Raw genomic sequence first — 16646 nt, 5'->3', positions numbered from 1 at the left:
AGGTATACGAACTATCCCTATTTAAAGCAGCACGTAGCTCAGAACTACTCGGCATGCCTAACGTTTTGAACTAACCTTCGTATCTTTGCCCCACACTTTTATCATCTAACCAACCAGTTCTCATGAAAAAGACTACTGCCCTATCCTCGTTGCTGCTGCTAGGTGGCCTGGGCTCGCTCCGCTACCTGAGTGCGCAGCTGGCTAGCCTCAATCTGACCTTTCACCTGCATGGCGAAGAGGACCACTACTACCTCTAAGCCATCAGGTTTCCCACCATACTTGACCGATTAGCCCCGCCCCTGGCGGGGCTTTTTGCGTAAGAAGCCGGCAGTAGTGCCGACCTTCGCGGCCTCGTTTTCTATTTCTCACACTTGCCGGCTCTGGCGAGCCGGTGCGCTTATCCTCCTTTTACCCGTGACCCTCGACACCAATCAGCAGCAGGTCAGCTACATCATTGGCCGCGACCTGGCCCGCAATTTTGCCCAGCAAGGCCTGGAGCTGGACATCGATACCCTGGCTGCCGCTCTCAAAGAGGGGCTAGCCGGCCAGCCCAGCCGCCTCACCCAAGAGCAGATGCAAGCCGCCATGCAGCAGCTGCAAGAGCAGCTGGGCGGTGGCCAGGACGACGATGACGACGACACCCCAAACCCTAACTCCATGAACAACAAAGCCGAAGGCGAAGCCTTCCTCGCCGAAAACAAAAACAAGCCGGGCGTAACGACCCTGCCCAGCGGCCTGCAATACGAAGTGCTGACCGAAGGCAGCGGCAAAAAGCCTACCCTGCGCTCGTCGGTAACCACGCACTACCACGGCACCCTCATCAATGGCAACGTATTCGACAGCAGCTACCAGCGCGGCCAGCCCGCTACCTTCCCGGTAAACGGTGTTATCGCGGGCTGGACCGAGGCCCTGCAGCTCATGCCCGAAGGCTCGAAGTGGCGCCTCTACATTCCGTCGGAGCTGGCCTACGGCAAGCGCGGCGCCGGCCGCGACATTGGCCCCGACTCGACGTTGATTTTCGACGTGGAGCTGTTGAAAGTAAATAACTAAGCTGCGGTGCCAGACGGGGACGTACCGGACGAGGCGCCGCTGACGCCCGCCCCCCTAGCGGGTGCCACGGCCACCGCTGCTACCGCACCCACCTGGGTACGGCACAGCACAGCTATGCCCGCTAGCCCCGCTCAGCCCCCGCTTGCTGCCCCTACCCCGCCACCGGCTGCCCCAGCACCGGTGGCGGCTTTGGTTGCGGCCGGGTCAGCGCCGCTTGCTACTCCGACGGCAGAATCTGCCGCCTCAGCCGAACCGGCCCTGGCACAAGCCCAGGCCGAGGAAGCCACCACCCCGCCCGCGCCTACCATCAATAGCCCCGACGGCCGCCTGACCCTCACGGCCACTTCGCTCACGGTGCTGGGCCAGACCTTTGGCCTGCGCGAGCTAGAGCGGGCCGAGGTGCAGCCGGTGCGCTGGCTGCTGTGGTATTTGCTGGGTGGAATGGGGCTGGCCATCGTGCTCATTTTGTTTTTAAATAACTGGCTGCGCACGCTGCCTACTATGGCGGGCCTGCTAGCCACGGCCCTGATGCTGCTCTACGGCCACCGGGGCACCAACCGGCTGCGGCTATGGCTGCTAGGGCGCGAGGCGGCGCATTTTGCCCTACCTGGCGACGCCGATGCCTGGCGGCGCCTGGTGGGCGAAGCCAACCGCCGCATCTACCGTGCCCACGACCAGGCGGCGGCCGAAGCAGCGGCCGCGCTAGCCGCCCTGGAGGCCGCGCATAATGCCGAAGTTGCCGCCGCGATAGAGGCCGTCGGCGAGCCGCCAGGCCCCGAACCAGCCGTTTCTCACCCGCCTGCGTAAAGCCCGCCTCAGTGCCTGCTTATTTTTACCGCGCCACTGGTTTTCTCCCTCCGCTGTTTTTTGACTAAGTAATTACTCCTGTCACATGAGTTCTAAACACTCGCACACCGCCATTTCCGGGGCGGGACTGCTTATCGCGCTGGGCATCATCTATGGCGATATCGGCACGTCGCCGCTCTACGTGATGTCGTCCATTCTGAAGAGCGGCCACACACCCGGCCTCATTGACGAGGCCCTGGTGCTGGGCGGCATCTCGTGCGTTATCTGGACGCTCACCCTGCAAACCACCGTTAAGTACGTGCTGCTCACCCTCAACGCTGACAACAACGGCGAGGGCGGCATCTTTTCGCTCTACGCCCTGGTGCGCCGGCGCGGGGCCTGGCTGTCGGCCGTGGCCATTATTGGTGGGGCCGCGCTGCTGGCCGATGGTGTTATTACGCCGCCCATTTCGGTGGCATCGGCGGTCGAAGGTCTGCGGGCTATTTACCCTACCATTCCTACGGTGCCCATTGTTATCGGCATTATCGCAGGCTTGTTCCTGCTGCAAAGCTTTGGCACTCAGATAGTAGGCAAGGCCTTCGGGCCGATTATGCTGCTGTGGTTTACGATGCTGGGCGTGCTGGGGGCAGTTTGGATTGCGCACAACCCCACCATTCTGCGGGCCATCAACCCCTACTACGCTTACCAGCTGCTGGTTAATTACCCCGGCGGCTTCTGGCTGCTAGGGTCGGTTTTTCTGTGTACCACGGGAGCAGAGGCACTTTACTCCGACCTGGGCCACTGCGGCAAGGGTAACATCCGCATTAGCTGGGCTTTTGTAAAAACTACATTACTGCTCAACTACCTAGGCCAGGGCGCCTGGCTGCTGGCGCATAAGGGCCAGATGATAGGCGAGCAAAACCCATTTTATGCACTCATGCCGTCGTGGTTTCTGCTGTTCGGCATCGGGCTGGCCACGGTAGCGGCGGTTATTGCCTCGCAGGCGCTCATCACGGGCTCGTTTACGCTGGTGGCCGAGGCTATTCGCCTCAACATGTGGCCCAAAGTGCGCCTCAACTACCCCACCGACGTGAAGGGCCAGCTCTACGTGCCGAGCATGAACCGGCTGCTGCTCATCGGCTGCATTGGCGTGGTGCTGTTTTTCCGCGAAAGCTCCAATATGGAAGCGGCCTATGGCCTGGCCATCACGCTTACCATGCTTATGACCACGGTGCTGCTGACCGTGTGGCTGCGCAAAATAAAGCGGGTGGCACTGCCGCTGGTAGCCTTGTTTGTGGCGGTGTATGGGCTGATTGAGGGCTCCTTTATGGTGGCCAACCTCATCAAGTTTCCGCACGGCGGCTGGGTATCGCTGGCCATTGGCTCGGCGCTGATGAGCGTGATGTACGTGTGGCTGCGGGCTTTCTACATCAAGCGCCGCCTCACCGACTTCGTGAAGATGGAGCCCTACATCGAGCCGCTCAAGCAGCTCAGCAACGATGAGTCTATCTCGAAGTATGCTACCCACCTGGTGTTCCTTACCTCGGCCGAGCGGGCTAGCGAGATTGAGCAAAAGATTATTTACTCCATTTTCCAAAAGCGACCTAAGCGAGCAGACATCTACTGGTTTATCCACGTCGATACCACCGATGAGCCCTACACCATGGAGTATAAGGTGACCGAATTGGCGCCCGACGACGTGTTCCGCATCAATTTTAAGCTGGGCTTCCGGGTGCAGCAGCGCATCAATCTGTTCTTCCGCAAAGTGGTAGAGGACCTGGTGCGCAATAAGGAGGTGGACATTACCTCGCGCTACGCCTCGCTCAGCAAGCAGCACGTCACCGGCGACTTCCGCTTTGTGGTGCTGGAGAAGTACTTATCTATCGAAAACGACTTCCCCACTATCGAGAAGCTCGTGATGCAGGCTTACTTCTATATCAAGCAGTTTATCTCGGGCGAGGCCCAGTATTTTGGCCTCGATACCTCGTCGGTGAAGATGGAGAAGGTACCGATGGTGATTGCGCCGGTGCGCGAAGTAGCCCTGACGCGGGTGAAGTAATCCGCAATATATCCATAAAAAAACGCCTGCTGAGCATTCAGCAGGCGTTTTTTTATGGACTGGCGCGGCGCAAACTTTATTTTATTCACCAGACACGCCACTTACGGGTAGGGCTAGCACGGCAAGGACACTTCTAACGCCCGTTTGGCGCGTTGGCCGTTACTTTTAGCCCATGAAAGCTGCTTTATACTGTTGTCTTTGCGCCCTACCAACAGTGGGGCTCGCCCAAAAAATTCAGGCTACCAAACCTCCCATTTCCTACCATATTGGCCTGACCAAGGCGCCTCTTTATAATAGCGCCGACACCCTACACCGCCCTAACCGCTACCTGCCCAGCCAGGCCGAGGCAGTGGTAGTGGGCCCTTTTTCACCGGGATGGGTGGTGGTCAGGCAAGACGGCTTTCTCTACATCACCCCTATTGCAAAGCTCCGCGATTATGACCCGGAGGATGCCACGCCACCCCCCATTAGCCCTGCCAGCCAGCTCATTACCTATGAAGGCGTAGTGCAGGTGCCGGGCGCCAGCCAGGCCGTGCTGTTTGAGCGGGCCCGCGCCTGGGTAAGCCAGGCTTACAACTTACAAAATGCGGAGATAACGCAGCAGGACGCCGCTACGGGCCAAATCGTGCTACGCGGCGCCCGCTTGGTAGCCCTCCGTAATACCTATGACAACGTGCCGCGCAGCTCCTACGCGGGTGTGGTGCGCCACACGCTTAGCATCTACGTCAAAGACGGACGCTACAAATACGTACTCAGCAATTTGACGCACGATGCGCTCAAAACCCCGCATCTCAACTCGGGCGGGCCGCTTGAGCAAGACCACGCCAATCTGTTTGGCTACGTGGGCCTGGGTAGCCGCAAGCCCTGGACCGACCTCAAAGTGGAGGCCCTGCGCGATGTGCGGCACCTGCTCGACGGCCTGCAAACCGCGATGACGCTGCAAAAGCCGCAGCGCCGCAAAGACCCTAGCGACTTCTAACCAGCCCGCCAGGGCCTGGCAAAACATCTGGGCACGGTAAGCGGTAGTTCGCCTACGCTTGGTGCGGCCAGCGGGTCATTCGGTGTGTGCCGGCCGCTAGCCTGCCCGTGCGCGAATGGCCGGGATAAAACAGGCACTACCTTTGTTTTAGCGTTTCTACGGGGCCGCTTAATTGCCCCTTGCACTCATGAAAAAACTACTGCTCGCAGGCATGGCCCTGCTTGGTGCCTCGCAGGCCAAGGCCCAGATTCTGGCGCCCGTACACTGGAGCTACGCTGCCAAAAAAATCAGCCCCACCGAAGCCGTTGTCTTTCTGAAGGCTACCATCGACGCAGGCTGGCACGTGTATTCGCAAAACGTGAAGGACGGCGGGCCGGTAAAAACCACCATCAAGTTTGACCCTTCGAAAGCCTACACCCTGGTGGGCACGCCGCAGGAGCCCAAGCCGATTTCAAAGATGGAAAAGACCTTCAACATGCAGGTGAGCTACTTCACCAACTCGGTTATTTTTCAGCAAAAGGTGAAGCTGACCGGCAAGGGCCCGGTGACGGTGAAGGGCAACCTCGAATTTATGGCCTGCAACGACGAGAAATGCCTGCCACCCGATGAGGTAGCCTTCAGCATTCCCGTAAAATAACATCTTCTGTAATGCGCGTAACCACTTTAGCAGGAGCCACTAGGCTCCTGCGCTTGTTAAAGGCCCCTGCGGCCTGGCTGCTAGGTATATGGCTGCTGGTGGGGGCTTTTGCTGGCCTTCCGGCTCTGGCCCAGGATACCGTTTCGACGGCCGATATTCAGTTTACCCCCGTCGAAGAGGCGGCGCCCGCTGCTAAAGCGACCGATACAGCTACCGCACCGGCCGCCGCTAGCCGGGCGGCTACCTCGGCCACGGCCAGCCCCGCCGCACCCGCTACACCAGCTAGCCAGCCGGCGGCGCCTGCACCGGCCCAATCTTCCTTGTGGGTGACGTTCTTGGCGGGCCTGCTCGGCGGCTTTGCGGCCGTGATAATGCCCTGCATCTTCCCGCTGCTACCCATGACGGTGAGCTTCTTCACCAAGCGCTCGGGCACGCGGGCGCGGGGCATTCGCAATGCGCTCGTGTACGGGGCCAGCATCATCGTCATCTACGTGGCGCTGGGGCTGCTCATCACGGTGCTGTTTGGGGCCGATGCCTTGAATAACCTGGCTACCAACGGCATTTTCAACTTCTTCTTCTTTCTGCTGCTGGTCGTGTTTGGGGCTTCTTTTTTGGGTGCCTTTGAGATTATGCTGCCCACGGCCTGGGCCAATAAAATGGACGAGAAGGCCGATAAGGGCGGCCTGCTGGGCATTTTCTTTATGGCGGCTACGCTGGCGCTGGTGTCGTTTTCGTGCACTGGGCCCATCATCGGCACCCTGCTGGTGCAGGCGGCCAGCATGGGCCAGCTGCTAGGGCCGGCGGTAGGCATGTTCGGCTTTGCGCTGGCCCTGGCTATGCCGTTTACGCTGTTTTCGCTGTTTCCGGGCTGGATGACCTCGCTGCCCAAGTCGGGCGGCTGGCTCAACTCGGTGAAGGTGACGCTGGGCTTTTTGGAGTTGGCGCTAGCCCTCAAATTTCTATCAAATGTGGACCTGGCTTACCACTGGCAGTGGTTCGACCGCGAGGTATACCTGACGCTGTGGGTAGTTATTTTCGGGATGATGGGCCTGTATCTGCTCGGCAAGCTGCGCTTCTCGCACGACAGCGAGCTGCCGTTTATCACGCTGCCGCGCCTGTTTTTGTCCATCATCGTCTTGGCGTTTACGCTCTACCTGGTGCCGGGCCTGTGGGGCGCGCCGCTGCGGGCCGTGTCGGCCTTTCTGCCTCCGCAGGATACCCAGGATTTTGACCTGTATACCCCCACTCTGCTCGCCCCGGCTGGTGGCAGCGCGGCTCCGGCCGCCAGCACTGCGCCGCACAAATACGCCGAGCTGTTTCACGCGCCGCTAGGCCTGCCCGCATTCTTCGACTACGACGAAGGCATGGCCTATGCCCGCCAGGTGGGCAAGCCGGTGCTCATCGACTTCACGGGCCACGCCTGCGTGAACTGCCGCAAGATGGAAGCCAACGTGTGGCCCGACAAGCGGGTGCTCCCGCTTATCCGCGATAAGTACGTGCTCATTCAGCTCTACGTGGACGACAAGACCGAGCTACCCGCCGCCGAGCAAACCGTGTCGAAATTCAGCGGCAAAATCATCCGCACTATCGGCAACAAGTATAGCGACCTGCAAGCCAGCCGCTTCAACACCAACTCGCAGCCCTACTACGTGCTGCTGGGTCGCGAGGGCCAAGTGCTGGTGCCGCCGCAGGGTGCTGATTATGAGCCGGCCAACTTCGTCAGCTATTTGGAGAGCGGCCTTAAAGCCTACCACTAACCTTGGTTACCTAAAATGAAAGCGCCCCGGCCGAATGGCCGGGGCACTTTCTTTTTTAAGTCTCATCGGGTTTACTTGCCCAGCCACTTGGCCAGCAGGCGCTGCTGGTCGGGGGTGGGGCTAGCCACGGGCTGAATCTGGTAGGTGCGGTCGGGGTCGGGCTGCAGGGTTAGGCTCAGCTCGTGGGTGAGCGCGCCATGCTTTACCTGCATTTTTAGGGCCGTGCCGGGCGCGGTGTTGAACAGCGCCTGCTTCACCGACTCGTCGGTGGGGGCGGCGCCGTTGAGCTGCAGCACCTCATCGTTCACGTTGAGGCCGCCGTTCCAGGCGGTGCCATCGCGCTTCACGAAGGTTACTACGTAGTGGCCGTTGCGGTTTGCAATGTTGGCCCCGAGGCTGCCGTTGGGGCTAGCGGGGGTGCTGGTCAGGGTCAGGCCTACGTAGCCGAGGGCAGTGTTATAGTCGAGGGTGCGGGCGTTGTAGACGTAGTTCTGGAAGAAGTCGTCGAAGCGCCGGCCGGCCACCTGCGCCACAGCATCCTGGTATTCCTGGTCGGTAAAGCCGCGCTTCAGGCCCTTGTAGTACTTGTCGTAGAGCAGGCGGAACACGTCGTCGATGTGTTTCTGGCCATTGGTAGCCTGCACTATCATCAGGTCGAGCACCATGCCCACCATCTCGCCCTTGTCGTAGTAGCTGATTTCGGAGTTGCGCGAGTTTTCGTCGGGGCGGTAGCCGCGAATCCAGGCGTCGAAGCTCGACATGGCCACCGGCTGAAGCTTGTTGCCGGGCTGGTTTTCCACGCCCCCTAGCACGGCGGCCAGCTGGTCGTAGTACTGCTGAGCCGTGTAGAAGCCCGCGCGCTGGGCAATCTGGTTGGCCATGTACTCGGTCTGGCCTTCGCTCACCCAGAGCATGTGCGTGTAGTTTTCGTGGTCGTAGTCGAACGGCCCGAGCGCCACCGGCCGGATTCGCTTCACGTTCCAGAGGTGGAAATACTCGTGCGCGACCAGGCGCAAGAAGTTCTTGTAGCCGGCTTCCGACGAGTACGTGCCCGGCCGGGCCCCTAGCGTGGTCGAGTAGAGGTGCTCCAGGCCGCCCCCACCCGCTTCGAGGTGGTGCACAATAAAGAGGTAGTGGTCGATGGGGTTCTGGCCCACCACGCGCTGGGCTTCCTCGGTTATCTTCTTCATATCGCCCAGGAAGCGGGACTCGTCGGCCAGCTGATACGGGCCGTACATAGCCATCTGGTGCGGCGTGTTATTAGCTGTGAAATTCAGCACCTTCTGGTTGCCGATTTCGATGGGCGAGTCGGCCAGTTCGTCGTAGTTAGCCGACTGATACACGAACTTCTGCATACCCGGTGCGGCGCGCAGGGCGGTGCTCACCGTGGCCCAGCCGGCGGCGGGCTGCACCGTTACCTGGCTCGCCATATTCTTGGCCAGCGCCGGGTACATAAAGATGCTGCTGCCCAGCGCAAAGCCGTGGTCGGCATCGATAAAGCTGGTGCGAACGCTGATTTCGTATGCATACACCCCATAATCGACCCGGAACGTGCCCTGGCCGGCATGGTGTACGCGCCAGGTATTCTTGTCGAGCTTCTCCACGGCTAGGGCCTGGCCATTGGCACCCTGCGCCTTAAAGCGCTCGACGTGCCGCGCAAACTCGCGCACCAGGTACGAGCCGGGCGCCCACACGGGCATCTTCAGGTCGGTATATTCCTGGCCAAAGCCCTGCATATCCATCCGCACCTCGAAGTAGTGCGTTTGGGGGGCCGGCATGGCCAGCGTATAGCGCAGGCTGCCACCCGCAGGAGCAGCATCTACGGCGGCCTTGGCCGGCGCGGCACTGGCCGAGCCGGGCTTTACTTTAGTTTTGATTTTGGTTTGGGCGGCGGCGGGAACGGCCGCCAGCAGGCCGGCCACGGCGGCCAGGCGGCAAAAGGCAGAGGTAGATGCGAACATGCCTGCAAAGTAACGCCCCCGGCCGTGCCTGCCCGTGAATCTTTTTGGCCCCGTGCTAGTCAACTTCCTGCCCGGCCCGGACGTTAAGCGAGCACAGCCGCTGAGGCGGCTCCTCTGTTATGCGTAGTATCTGGTTGATTTTTGGCTGCTTACTGCTGGTCCTGTTGGGGCTAGGGTACTTTTTGCGCCGGCCCACCCCGACACCGCAGGTGGCCGCCCGCCAGGAGGCTGCCCCACCTATCGTGCTGGTGTCGGGGCGCGCGGCCGGCCCGGCGGCGCCCGGCGCCGGGCCGCGCGACAGCATCGTGCGCTTTGCGTTGCGCCAGTTGGGTACGCCCTACGTGTGGGCGGGCACCAGCCCGGCCACGGGCTTCGACTGCTCGGGCTTTATCACCTATGTATTTGGGCGTTTTGGGGTAGCTACGCCCCACGCTACGGCCCAGCTCATTAATGCTGGTCGGCCTGTGGCGCGGGCGCAGGCGCAGCCCGGCGACATCGTGGTTTTCACCGGCACGGCCGAGGGCAGCACCACGCCCGGCCACGCAGGCATCGTCATCTCGGCTTTGGGCGAAACACCGCTGCGCTTTGTGCACGCCTCGTCGGCCCGGCGCGAGTCGGGCGTAAAAATCAGCCAAGTAGAAAACTCCGGCTACGAACGCCGCTTTATGCAGGTGCGGCGCGTGCTCGACGGTGAAGGGACTAGCACGGGTGTTTTCGCGGCTAGCCGGCCCGCTGCTCGCCCAGCCGGCGCCGTGGCTACACTGCCCACCGCAACCCCCGAGGTGGCCTCAGCGCCCACTGCCGCCCTACCCACCAAGCTAGCGGCCCTACCTATGCGGCGCCAACCTCGGCCGGTTACCACCAAAACCACTGTTTCGGCCCGGCGACACTTGGCTACAAAGGCCACAGCAGCCCGGAGGCCAGCCGCCACGAGCCATAAAGTGCCAGTCAAAAAGGCACCTTCACTAAGCCGCAGGGCCAAGCTAGCTACCCGCCACCGGCCGGCCGCTAGCCCTGTCAAGACTAAGAAGCACTAAAAAAACGATGCCCGGCTGGCCCCGGCGCGCTACTGTGCGCCATCGGGCCAAGCCGGGCATCTAATCCTTCAAATCTTACCGAGCGGCAACGCTGGGGTACAGCGCCGGCGTCTCACAGTAAGACCTGTCCAACGAAAGGGGGCCACAACACTGCAGCGCCCTCCGCCGAGCTGTGTGTTTAGGCGAGTACGGCGGTGAGGCGTACTACATTGGACAGGCTCGGCAGGATTTGGTTGGGACTACTAGACATTTTGTACCTCCTTTCTTTATGGTTCCACATAACCCAGGGCGCGCTTCCCAGCAACTTAGGGCGGCTTGCCAAGGGCCGTAGCACTCGCTACTGAGTGTTAAAGTTAATTGCCGGCGCGGAGGTTCAAAACTTTCCCAGATATTTTAGGGCTTCGGGCCTAGTGTTTTTAGCATCCTGCTGAAAGTCAAGCCTATTCTTTTTTACTTATTCCGAGTTTTAGGCGCTGCTTCCCAAGCCCACTCATTTGAAGCGCCAGCCTTGCCAGCGGCTGGTTCTGGCCGTATTCTTGCCTTTCTCCGATTATCACACTTTTTTCCCGTAGATTTCCTTTCTCTTCCACCCTTCACTACTTCTTCACACGCGCAAGATGTATAAGTCTCTCCTCTTTTTGCTAGCCCTCTGGCTGGGCGTAGCCGCTCATTCGGCACAGGCCCAAACGCTGTCGCCGCTAGGCATCTGGACCAACGCCGAGAAAAAAGCCACCTTCGAGATTTACAAGTGCGGCGACAAGCTGTGTGGTAAAATCGTGACCCTGACCGTGCCCAACGACCCGGCCACCGGCAAGCCCAAAACCGACACCCAAAACCCCGACCCCAAGCTGCGCAGCCGCCCGCGCCTGGGCATGGTATTCATGCAAGGCTTTAGCTATGACGATGATAACAAGTGGGATAACGGGAAAATATACGACCCCGAGAGCGGCAAAACGTACTCGTGCTACATGAAGATGGAATCGGCGAATACGATGGAAGTGAAAGGCTATATCGGCTTCTCGCTCATTGGCAAGTCGCAGACCTGGACGCGGGTGAAATAGGTAGCCCAACCTGTTTTAGCAGCGGCTCTTTTACAAAAGGAGCCGCTGTTTTTTTGCCTTTTTTCGGGGCCGCTAGCCCCACCTGGGCCGAAACTATTTGCCGAAGCTGATGTTTTTTATTTGTTCAGGTTGCTTTTATCGCTAGTGGTTCAGTTCATCCAACAGCTTTTTCAGCGGCGCCGCGGCGGCGCGGGCCCCAACTGGGAGCCCGCCGCCGAGCCCACGCCCGCCCAGGCCCAGCGCCATGCGGCCTGGGTGGCAGAGCGCGTGTACCGCAACTGGCTAGGCCCCTATTTCAAGGCTTACCACTTGAAGAAGGGCGGGGCCGCCGGGCGGCGCGGCCTGCGCGTAGAGCTGCTGCACGAAAATGGCCGCCAGGGCGCGCTATTTTTTTATGACTCGAGCATCGGGCCCGGCAATTTTGAGCACCTTTACCAGCTACTCGGCGAGCGCATTGTGGGCCTGGGCTACCACCGCAGCTGCCACGACTGCCGCCAGCGCCGCCACGAGCAGTTGCGCGAACACACCATCAAGCAGCTTTTTAAGCCCAACCCTACTGACTGCGCCGAGAGTGGCCGCTGCAACCAGCGCTACGGCCTGATTACCCTCGACCTGGTGGTTCTGAATGGTCAGCCTCTCTTTATTCGCCTCAGTACCAACCCGGTACACGAGGCCTGCTTCACGCCGCCCCAATCATTTGAGGCGCTGCTGAAAACGGTATTCGACGAGCCCGTGGCCGATGCGGCCATTGTGGCGCGCATCGCCGAGTACCAGAAGGGCTAGCCCCTATTCTTTTGTAAAGCGCCCCTGCCCCAGCGTTTCGCCCGCGGGGCCTAGCAGGCGCAGCAGGTACAGGCCCGGGGCCAGGGCTTGGGTACTTACTACGGGCCGGGCCAGCGCCAGCGACTGGCGCTGCACCACGCGGCCGGTAGCATCGCATAGCTCGGCGGTAGCAGCCGTGGCCAGGCCACTGATGGTGAGCAAGTCGTGCGCGGGGTTGGGATACAGGCCTAGCACGGGCCGGCCGGCCGAGTGGGCAGCCAGCACCAGGGAGTTGTCGCGCTGCACAGTGCCGGGCAGGTCGGGCAGCCAGCCATTGGGGTCCACTGCCACGGCCACCACTGGGCTACTGATGGGCACGGCAAAGCCCTGGCTCGCCTGCGTTTGGCTGAGGCGTACGAGGCGGGTGCTGCCGTCCTGCAGGGTGAGCTGGTACTCGATTTCGGTTTGGAAAAACGGCGTGCTGGCGGGCACCGAGGCCGTTTCGTTGACTTGCAGGTAGAGCGTGCCGCCAGCCTGGTTCCAGCGCACGTTGAAGGCAGGAAAGCCCTCGCCCCGGTACCACTGCTGAAAAAAATAATCGAGCGGCTGGCCTAGCTCGGCCTCGAACCGGCGCTGCAGCTCGGGGGTGCGGGCCGTGCGCCCGCTCAGTTGGCTTTGGTAGGTGCGCAGCACGCCAAAGAAGCGGGCATCGTCGTGGCAGAGGTAGCGCAGCATATGCACCACGGCAGCGCCTTTTTTATACGTCAGGTTGTAGTTGAAAATGCGGCCAACGTCGGTGGTATCGGGCACGCGCACGGTACCCGTTCGGTTGTTTTGGGCGCGGGTCTGGGCGTCGTCCATCCAGGCGCGGGCATTGGCGGGGGTGTCGAAAGCCTGTAGCGATAAGTACTCGCCGTAGGAGGCAAACGACTCGTTGAGCCAGATATCTTCCCACGAGGCACAGGTCACGTTGTCGCCAAACCACTGGTGGCACAGCTCGTGGGCAACTAGCGTGAAGCTAAAATCCTGAAGCGTAGTCATGGTCTGGTGCTCCATGCCGCCCCCGATGGGCGCCATCGAATGGCCGTATTTCTCATTAGCAAAGTAATACGTACCAAATAGTTGAGCGTAATTCTCCAGAAAGCCCGGCGTACGGTCGATGTCGGCCTGGTAGCGCGTAAGCGAAGCCTGGTCGTAGACATAGTTGACGATGGGCACCCGCGGCCCGCCAGCGGGGTTGGCATAGTTCACGTACTCGATGTAGGGCGCCACGGCCACCGAAATAAGGTAGTAGTCGATGGGGTGGTTTTCGTGCCACTCGTAGCGCACGCGGCCGCCCGGCAGCAGCACCGTGCGGGCCAGCACGCCATTAGAGCCCACCTTGTTGGGTAAGGTGGTAGTCACGAACACCGCCGACGAGTCGGCCTTATCGGTGAGTACCTGCTTGCACGGAAACCACTCGTGGGCCGAAAACGGCTCCGACAAGCTCCAGGTCACATTATAGGGGTAGTCGATGCCATCGCGGCGGTAGCTGGTGGCCGTATTAAAGGCATTGCCAATGGCATTGGTATTGCCATTGGGAGCAGTGCCGTGGTAGTAGATGCGGGCATTGAGCACGGTGCCGGCCGGCGCTGGCTGCGCCAGCGCGGCCGTGGCCGCCTGCCCCTGCCGCAGCACACCCGGCGAGCGCCGCCCGCCGACTACCACCGAGTCGATAACCAAAGTAGCCGTGCCGGCTGGTGAGCCCGCGGGCGCCTGGTACAGCTCAAAAGCCAGTGAATCGAGCGGCTGCGTGCCCACCCGCACCCGCAGCAGCGCCGAGCCGGCCAGGTCGCGCGAGGTGTTGGTAAGGGTGAGGTCGAGGCGGTAAAACTGCACATCGTAGCGGTCCATCTTGAGGCGATGGCGCACCGATACGCCGGCGGCAGCAGCTGTGCGCGCTGCCGCGCCCAGGCGCACCTGCTGGCAGGCTAGCGAGGCATCGGGGCTAGCCGCAGCGAGTTGAGCATGGGGAGCAGTCGGCCGCAACCCCAGCAAGCAAGTCAGCCCCAATAACACACGTAAACTTTTGCGCATAACCAAGCACTTAGGGCCTGGCCTTTCGCATTGGGCCAGGTAGTTTCCCGAAGATAACAAGCCGCCGCCAAGTACCTGCTTGGGCTTATCTTCGGGAAGCAGTTAGGCTTAGTTGGCCCAGGTTATTTAATCTGGCTTAGTTATCTGTTTTATATGACAAGACTTTACGCTGCGCTTTTATTGCTCGGAGCCTTGGCCCGCTGGGCTAGCCCACGCCGGGCCGGCCGGGGGCTGGCACTGCTCGGGCTGGTGCTGCTGAGTGCCCCGGCAGCGCGCGCCACTCACATTGTAGGCGGTGAGATGGACCTGCAATACCTGCGCGGCGACACCTATCAGCTTACCCTGAACCTGTATTTTGACGCCGTGAATGGCAGTCCCGGCGCGCTCGATACCGACCTCACGGCCGGTATTTTCGACAAGGCCACCAACCGCCGCCTGGCCAATGTGCTGCTGCCCCTCATCAGCACCTCTTTCGTGAGCTATACCAACCCGGCGTGCACGGTGGGCTCGCTCAGCACCAAGGCGCTGGTGTATCGGAGCATCGTGGAGTTGCCGGCGGGCACCTACAACGGCGCGCAGGGCTACTACGCGGCCGTGGAGCGCTGCTGCCGCAACGTCACCATCAGCAATATCATCGCGCCGGCCAACGCGGCTCAGACGTTTTACCTGGAGTTTCCGGCCGTGACGCGGGGTGGTAAAACCTTCCGCGACTCGACGCCCCGCGTGTTTCCGCCGCTGGCCGACTACGCCTGCCTGGGCGAGGTATTTACCTATGATTTTGCCGGGCAGGACCCCGACGGCGACTCGCTGGTGTACGATATGGTGACACCGCTCAACGGCCACTCGACGCCCACCGACCCCAAGCCCGCCCAGGCCGTGAGCGCACCTTATACGGAGGTAATCTGGGCGGCCGGCCGCAGCCAGTCTAACCAGATTCCGGGCGCGCCCGCCCTCACTATTGGGGCGCGCACCGGGCGGCTGTCGGTGCGGCCCACCGCCACGGGGCTGTTTGTGTTTGGGGTGCGCTGCACCGAATATCGCCAGGGTCAGAAAATTGGCGAAACGCGGCGCGACTTTCAGCTGCAAGTGCTCACCTGCCCCAAAAATATAGCTCCTAGCTTGCAGCTGCTGCCCGGCACCAGTGGCAGCGCGGTGTACCGGCCGGGCCGCGATACGCTGCGTATTGTGGCGGGTGGCCTGCACTGCGTGCGCCTGCGCTTCACCGACCCCGACCCGCGCTCGCAGCTCTCGCTGAGCTTGCGGCCCGTGAGCTACAGCGGGCCGCTGCCCACCTTCACCACGGCCACCTCCGGCATGGTGCGCGCCGCCGGCCTGCCCGATACCCTGGTGGCTTCGCTCTGCTTTTCGGACTGCACCGATACCAAGGGCCAGGTGGGCTACCTCGATGTGCTGGTGGCCGACAACGGCTGCTCGCTGCCCAAGCACGACACGGTGCACGTGGCCTTTATCGGGGTGCCGCCACCCAATGCGCCGCCCACGCTCACCAGCACGGCCGGCCCCACCCTGCCGCTGCACGTGCGCCCCGGTCAAACCCTGGCTTTTGACCTGATAGCCACCGATGCCGACAGTGACCCCATCCTGTTTACGCTCACCGGCAGCCCGAGCAGCTTTGTGCCCAGCGCGCTAGGGGCCACTATTGTGCCGCAGGGGCAGGTAGGCACCACGCGCCGGGCGCGCTTCACCTGGCCCATCGATTGCCGGGCCATCGCCGACCCGCCGGGCACGGTGCGGCAGCTGGTCTTCACGGCTACTTCTACCACGCCTTGCGGCACGCAGCTGGCTTCGGCGCCGCTCAGCATTCCGGTTATTGTCGATTATAGCAATGTGCCGCCGGTGCTCACCAGCACGCTGCCTCCCGCTAGCCCCGCTCCGGCCGACCCACCGCTCATTCGGCTGCCGCTGGGCCAGCCCTACACCGCCACCCTCACCGGCTTCGACGCCGATACCGACGTACTGACGCTGAGCGCGGCCGGACAGGGGTTCGACCTGGCCAGCGCGGGCATGCGCTTTACTACTACGCCGAGCCCGGCGGGGCAGGCCAGCGGCAGGTTTGAGTGGCTGCCGGGCTGCGATGCCGCAAGCGTGCTCAATGGCAAGCCGCAGACGCTCACCGTTACGTTTCAGCTACAGGAAGCTACCTGCCGGCCCCAGCCCCAGACGCGCACCGTGCGCTTTCAGGTAATAGACCCCGATACCGCCGCCTTCACGCCGCCCAATATCATTCTGCCCACCGGCCCCAACCTAGCCAACCGCGTGTTCACGATGAGCAACCTGCCGCCCGACTTCTGCGACACACGCTTTGCGGGCATCAAGATTTTCTCACGCTGGGGCCGGCTCGTGTACGAGTCGGGCGACCGCAACTTTCACTGGGCGGGCGAGAACGCGGCCGGTATATACTACTACCTGCTCACCTTCACTACCGGGCGCCGGTTCAAAGGCTGGGTCGAAGTGGTGCAGTAG

General features: G+C 61.6%; 13 protein-coding genes. 11 read left to right on the top strand and 2 right to left on the bottom strand.

Annotation, left to right across the window (positions count from 1 at the left end; genetic code table 11):
* Positions 1 to 122: 122 nt before the first annotated feature.
* The 7 genes from J4D99_RS22030 (at position 123) to J4D99_RS16910 (ending at position 7268) form a co-directional block, all read left to right on the top strand.
* The gene (locus J4D99_RS22030) at positions 123 to 257 is read left to right on the top strand and encodes a hypothetical protein (protein ID WP_255555132.1); all 135 of its coding nucleotides are present in this window, start codon (positions 123 to 125) and stop codon (positions 255 to 257) included.
* 157 nt (positions 258 to 414) lie between these two features.
* Entirely contained in the window at positions 415 to 1050 is a 636-nt protein-coding gene (bamJ, locus tag J4D99_RS16935) for a BamJ family beta-barrel-assembly machinery protein (protein WP_220235642.1), read from the top strand.
* Positions 1051 to 1056: 6 nt separating this feature from the next.
* On the top strand, positions 1057 to 1857 hold the full coding sequence (locus tag J4D99_RS16930; RefSeq protein WP_208132920.1) for a hypothetical protein: 801 nt from the start codon (positions 1057 to 1059) through the stop codon (positions 1855 to 1857).
* Positions 1858 to 1942: 85 nt separating this feature from the next.
* Positions 1943 to 3895 (top strand): KUP/HAK/KT family potassium transporter, encoded by a 1953-nt coding sequence (locus J4D99_RS16925; RefSeq protein WP_208132919.1) that lies wholly within the window; start codon positions 1943 to 1945, stop codon positions 3893 to 3895.
* 214 nt (positions 3896 to 4109) lie between these two features.
* The gene (locus J4D99_RS16920; RefSeq protein ID WP_208132918.1) at positions 4110 to 4874 is read left to right on the top strand and encodes a DUF4468 domain-containing protein; all 765 of its coding nucleotides are present in this window, start codon (positions 4110 to 4112) and stop codon (positions 4872 to 4874) included.
* A 187-nt stretch (positions 4875 to 5061) separates the two neighbouring features.
* The gene (locus J4D99_RS16915; protein WP_208132917.1) at positions 5062 to 5511 is read left to right on the top strand and encodes a protein-disulfide reductase DsbD domain-containing protein; all 450 of its coding nucleotides are present in this window, start codon (positions 5062 to 5064) and stop codon (positions 5509 to 5511) included.
* Positions 5512 to 5564: 53 nt separating this feature from the next.
* Positions 5565 to 7268 carry a protein-disulfide reductase DsbD family protein gene (locus J4D99_RS16910; protein WP_236018716.1) on the top strand — a complete coding sequence of 568 codons (1704 nt, stop codon included), beginning with the start codon at positions 5565 to 5567 and terminating at the stop codon, positions 7266 to 7268.
* Positions 7269 to 7339: 71 nt separating this feature from the next.
* Here the strand turns inward: J4D99_RS16910 and J4D99_RS16905 are convergent, their stop codons facing one another.
* Positions 7340 to 9229 (bottom strand): M61 family metallopeptidase, encoded by a 1890-nt coding sequence (locus tag J4D99_RS16905; RefSeq protein WP_208132915.1) that lies wholly within the window; start codon positions 9227 to 9229, stop codon positions 7340 to 7342.
* Between the two features lie 119 nt (positions 9230 to 9348).
* Here J4D99_RS16905 and J4D99_RS16900 point away from each other — a divergent pair, with 119 nt between their 5' ends.
* The 3 genes from J4D99_RS16900 (at position 9349) to J4D99_RS16890 (ending at position 12110) form a co-directional block, all read left to right on the top strand.
* Positions 9349 to 10266: a C40 family peptidase gene (locus J4D99_RS16900; protein WP_208132914.1), complete on the top strand. Its 918-nt coding sequence runs from the start codon at positions 9349 to 9351 to the stop codon at positions 10264 to 10266.
* A 617-nt stretch (positions 10267 to 10883) separates the two neighbouring features.
* On the top strand, positions 10884 to 11327 hold the full coding sequence (locus J4D99_RS16895) for a DUF2147 domain-containing protein (RefSeq protein ID WP_208132913.1): 444 nt from the start codon (positions 10884 to 10886) through the stop codon (positions 11325 to 11327).
* Between the two features lie 144 nt (positions 11328 to 11471).
* Positions 11472 to 12110, top strand: a complete 639-nt coding sequence (locus tag J4D99_RS16890; protein WP_208132912.1) for a hypothetical protein — start codon at positions 11472 to 11474, stop codon at positions 12108 to 12110.
* 3 nt (positions 12111 to 12113) lie between these two features.
* On the opposite strand, the gene J4D99_RS16885 is transcribed toward J4D99_RS16890, so the two are convergent.
* The gene (locus J4D99_RS16885) at positions 12114 to 14165 is read right to left on the bottom strand and encodes a M1 family metallopeptidase (protein ID WP_208132911.1); all 2052 of its coding nucleotides are present in this window, start codon (positions 14163 to 14165) and stop codon (positions 12114 to 12116) included.
* Positions 14166 to 14318: 153 nt separating this feature from the next.
* Between J4D99_RS16885 and J4D99_RS16880 the strand changes: the two genes are divergently transcribed.
* Positions 14319 to 16646: a T9SS type B sorting domain-containing protein gene (locus J4D99_RS16880; protein WP_208132910.1), complete on the top strand. Its 2328-nt coding sequence runs from the start codon at positions 14319 to 14321 to the stop codon at positions 16644 to 16646.

The sequence above is a fragment of the Hymenobacter sp. BT559 genome (assembly GCF_017571525.1).
Taxonomy (GTDB): Bacteria; Bacteroidota; Bacteroidia; order Cytophagales; family Hymenobacteraceae; genus Hymenobacter; species Hymenobacter ginsengisoli.
The sequence above is the reverse complement of the archived record's forward strand: the minus strand, read 5'-3'. Positions and strand labels throughout refer to the sequence as shown.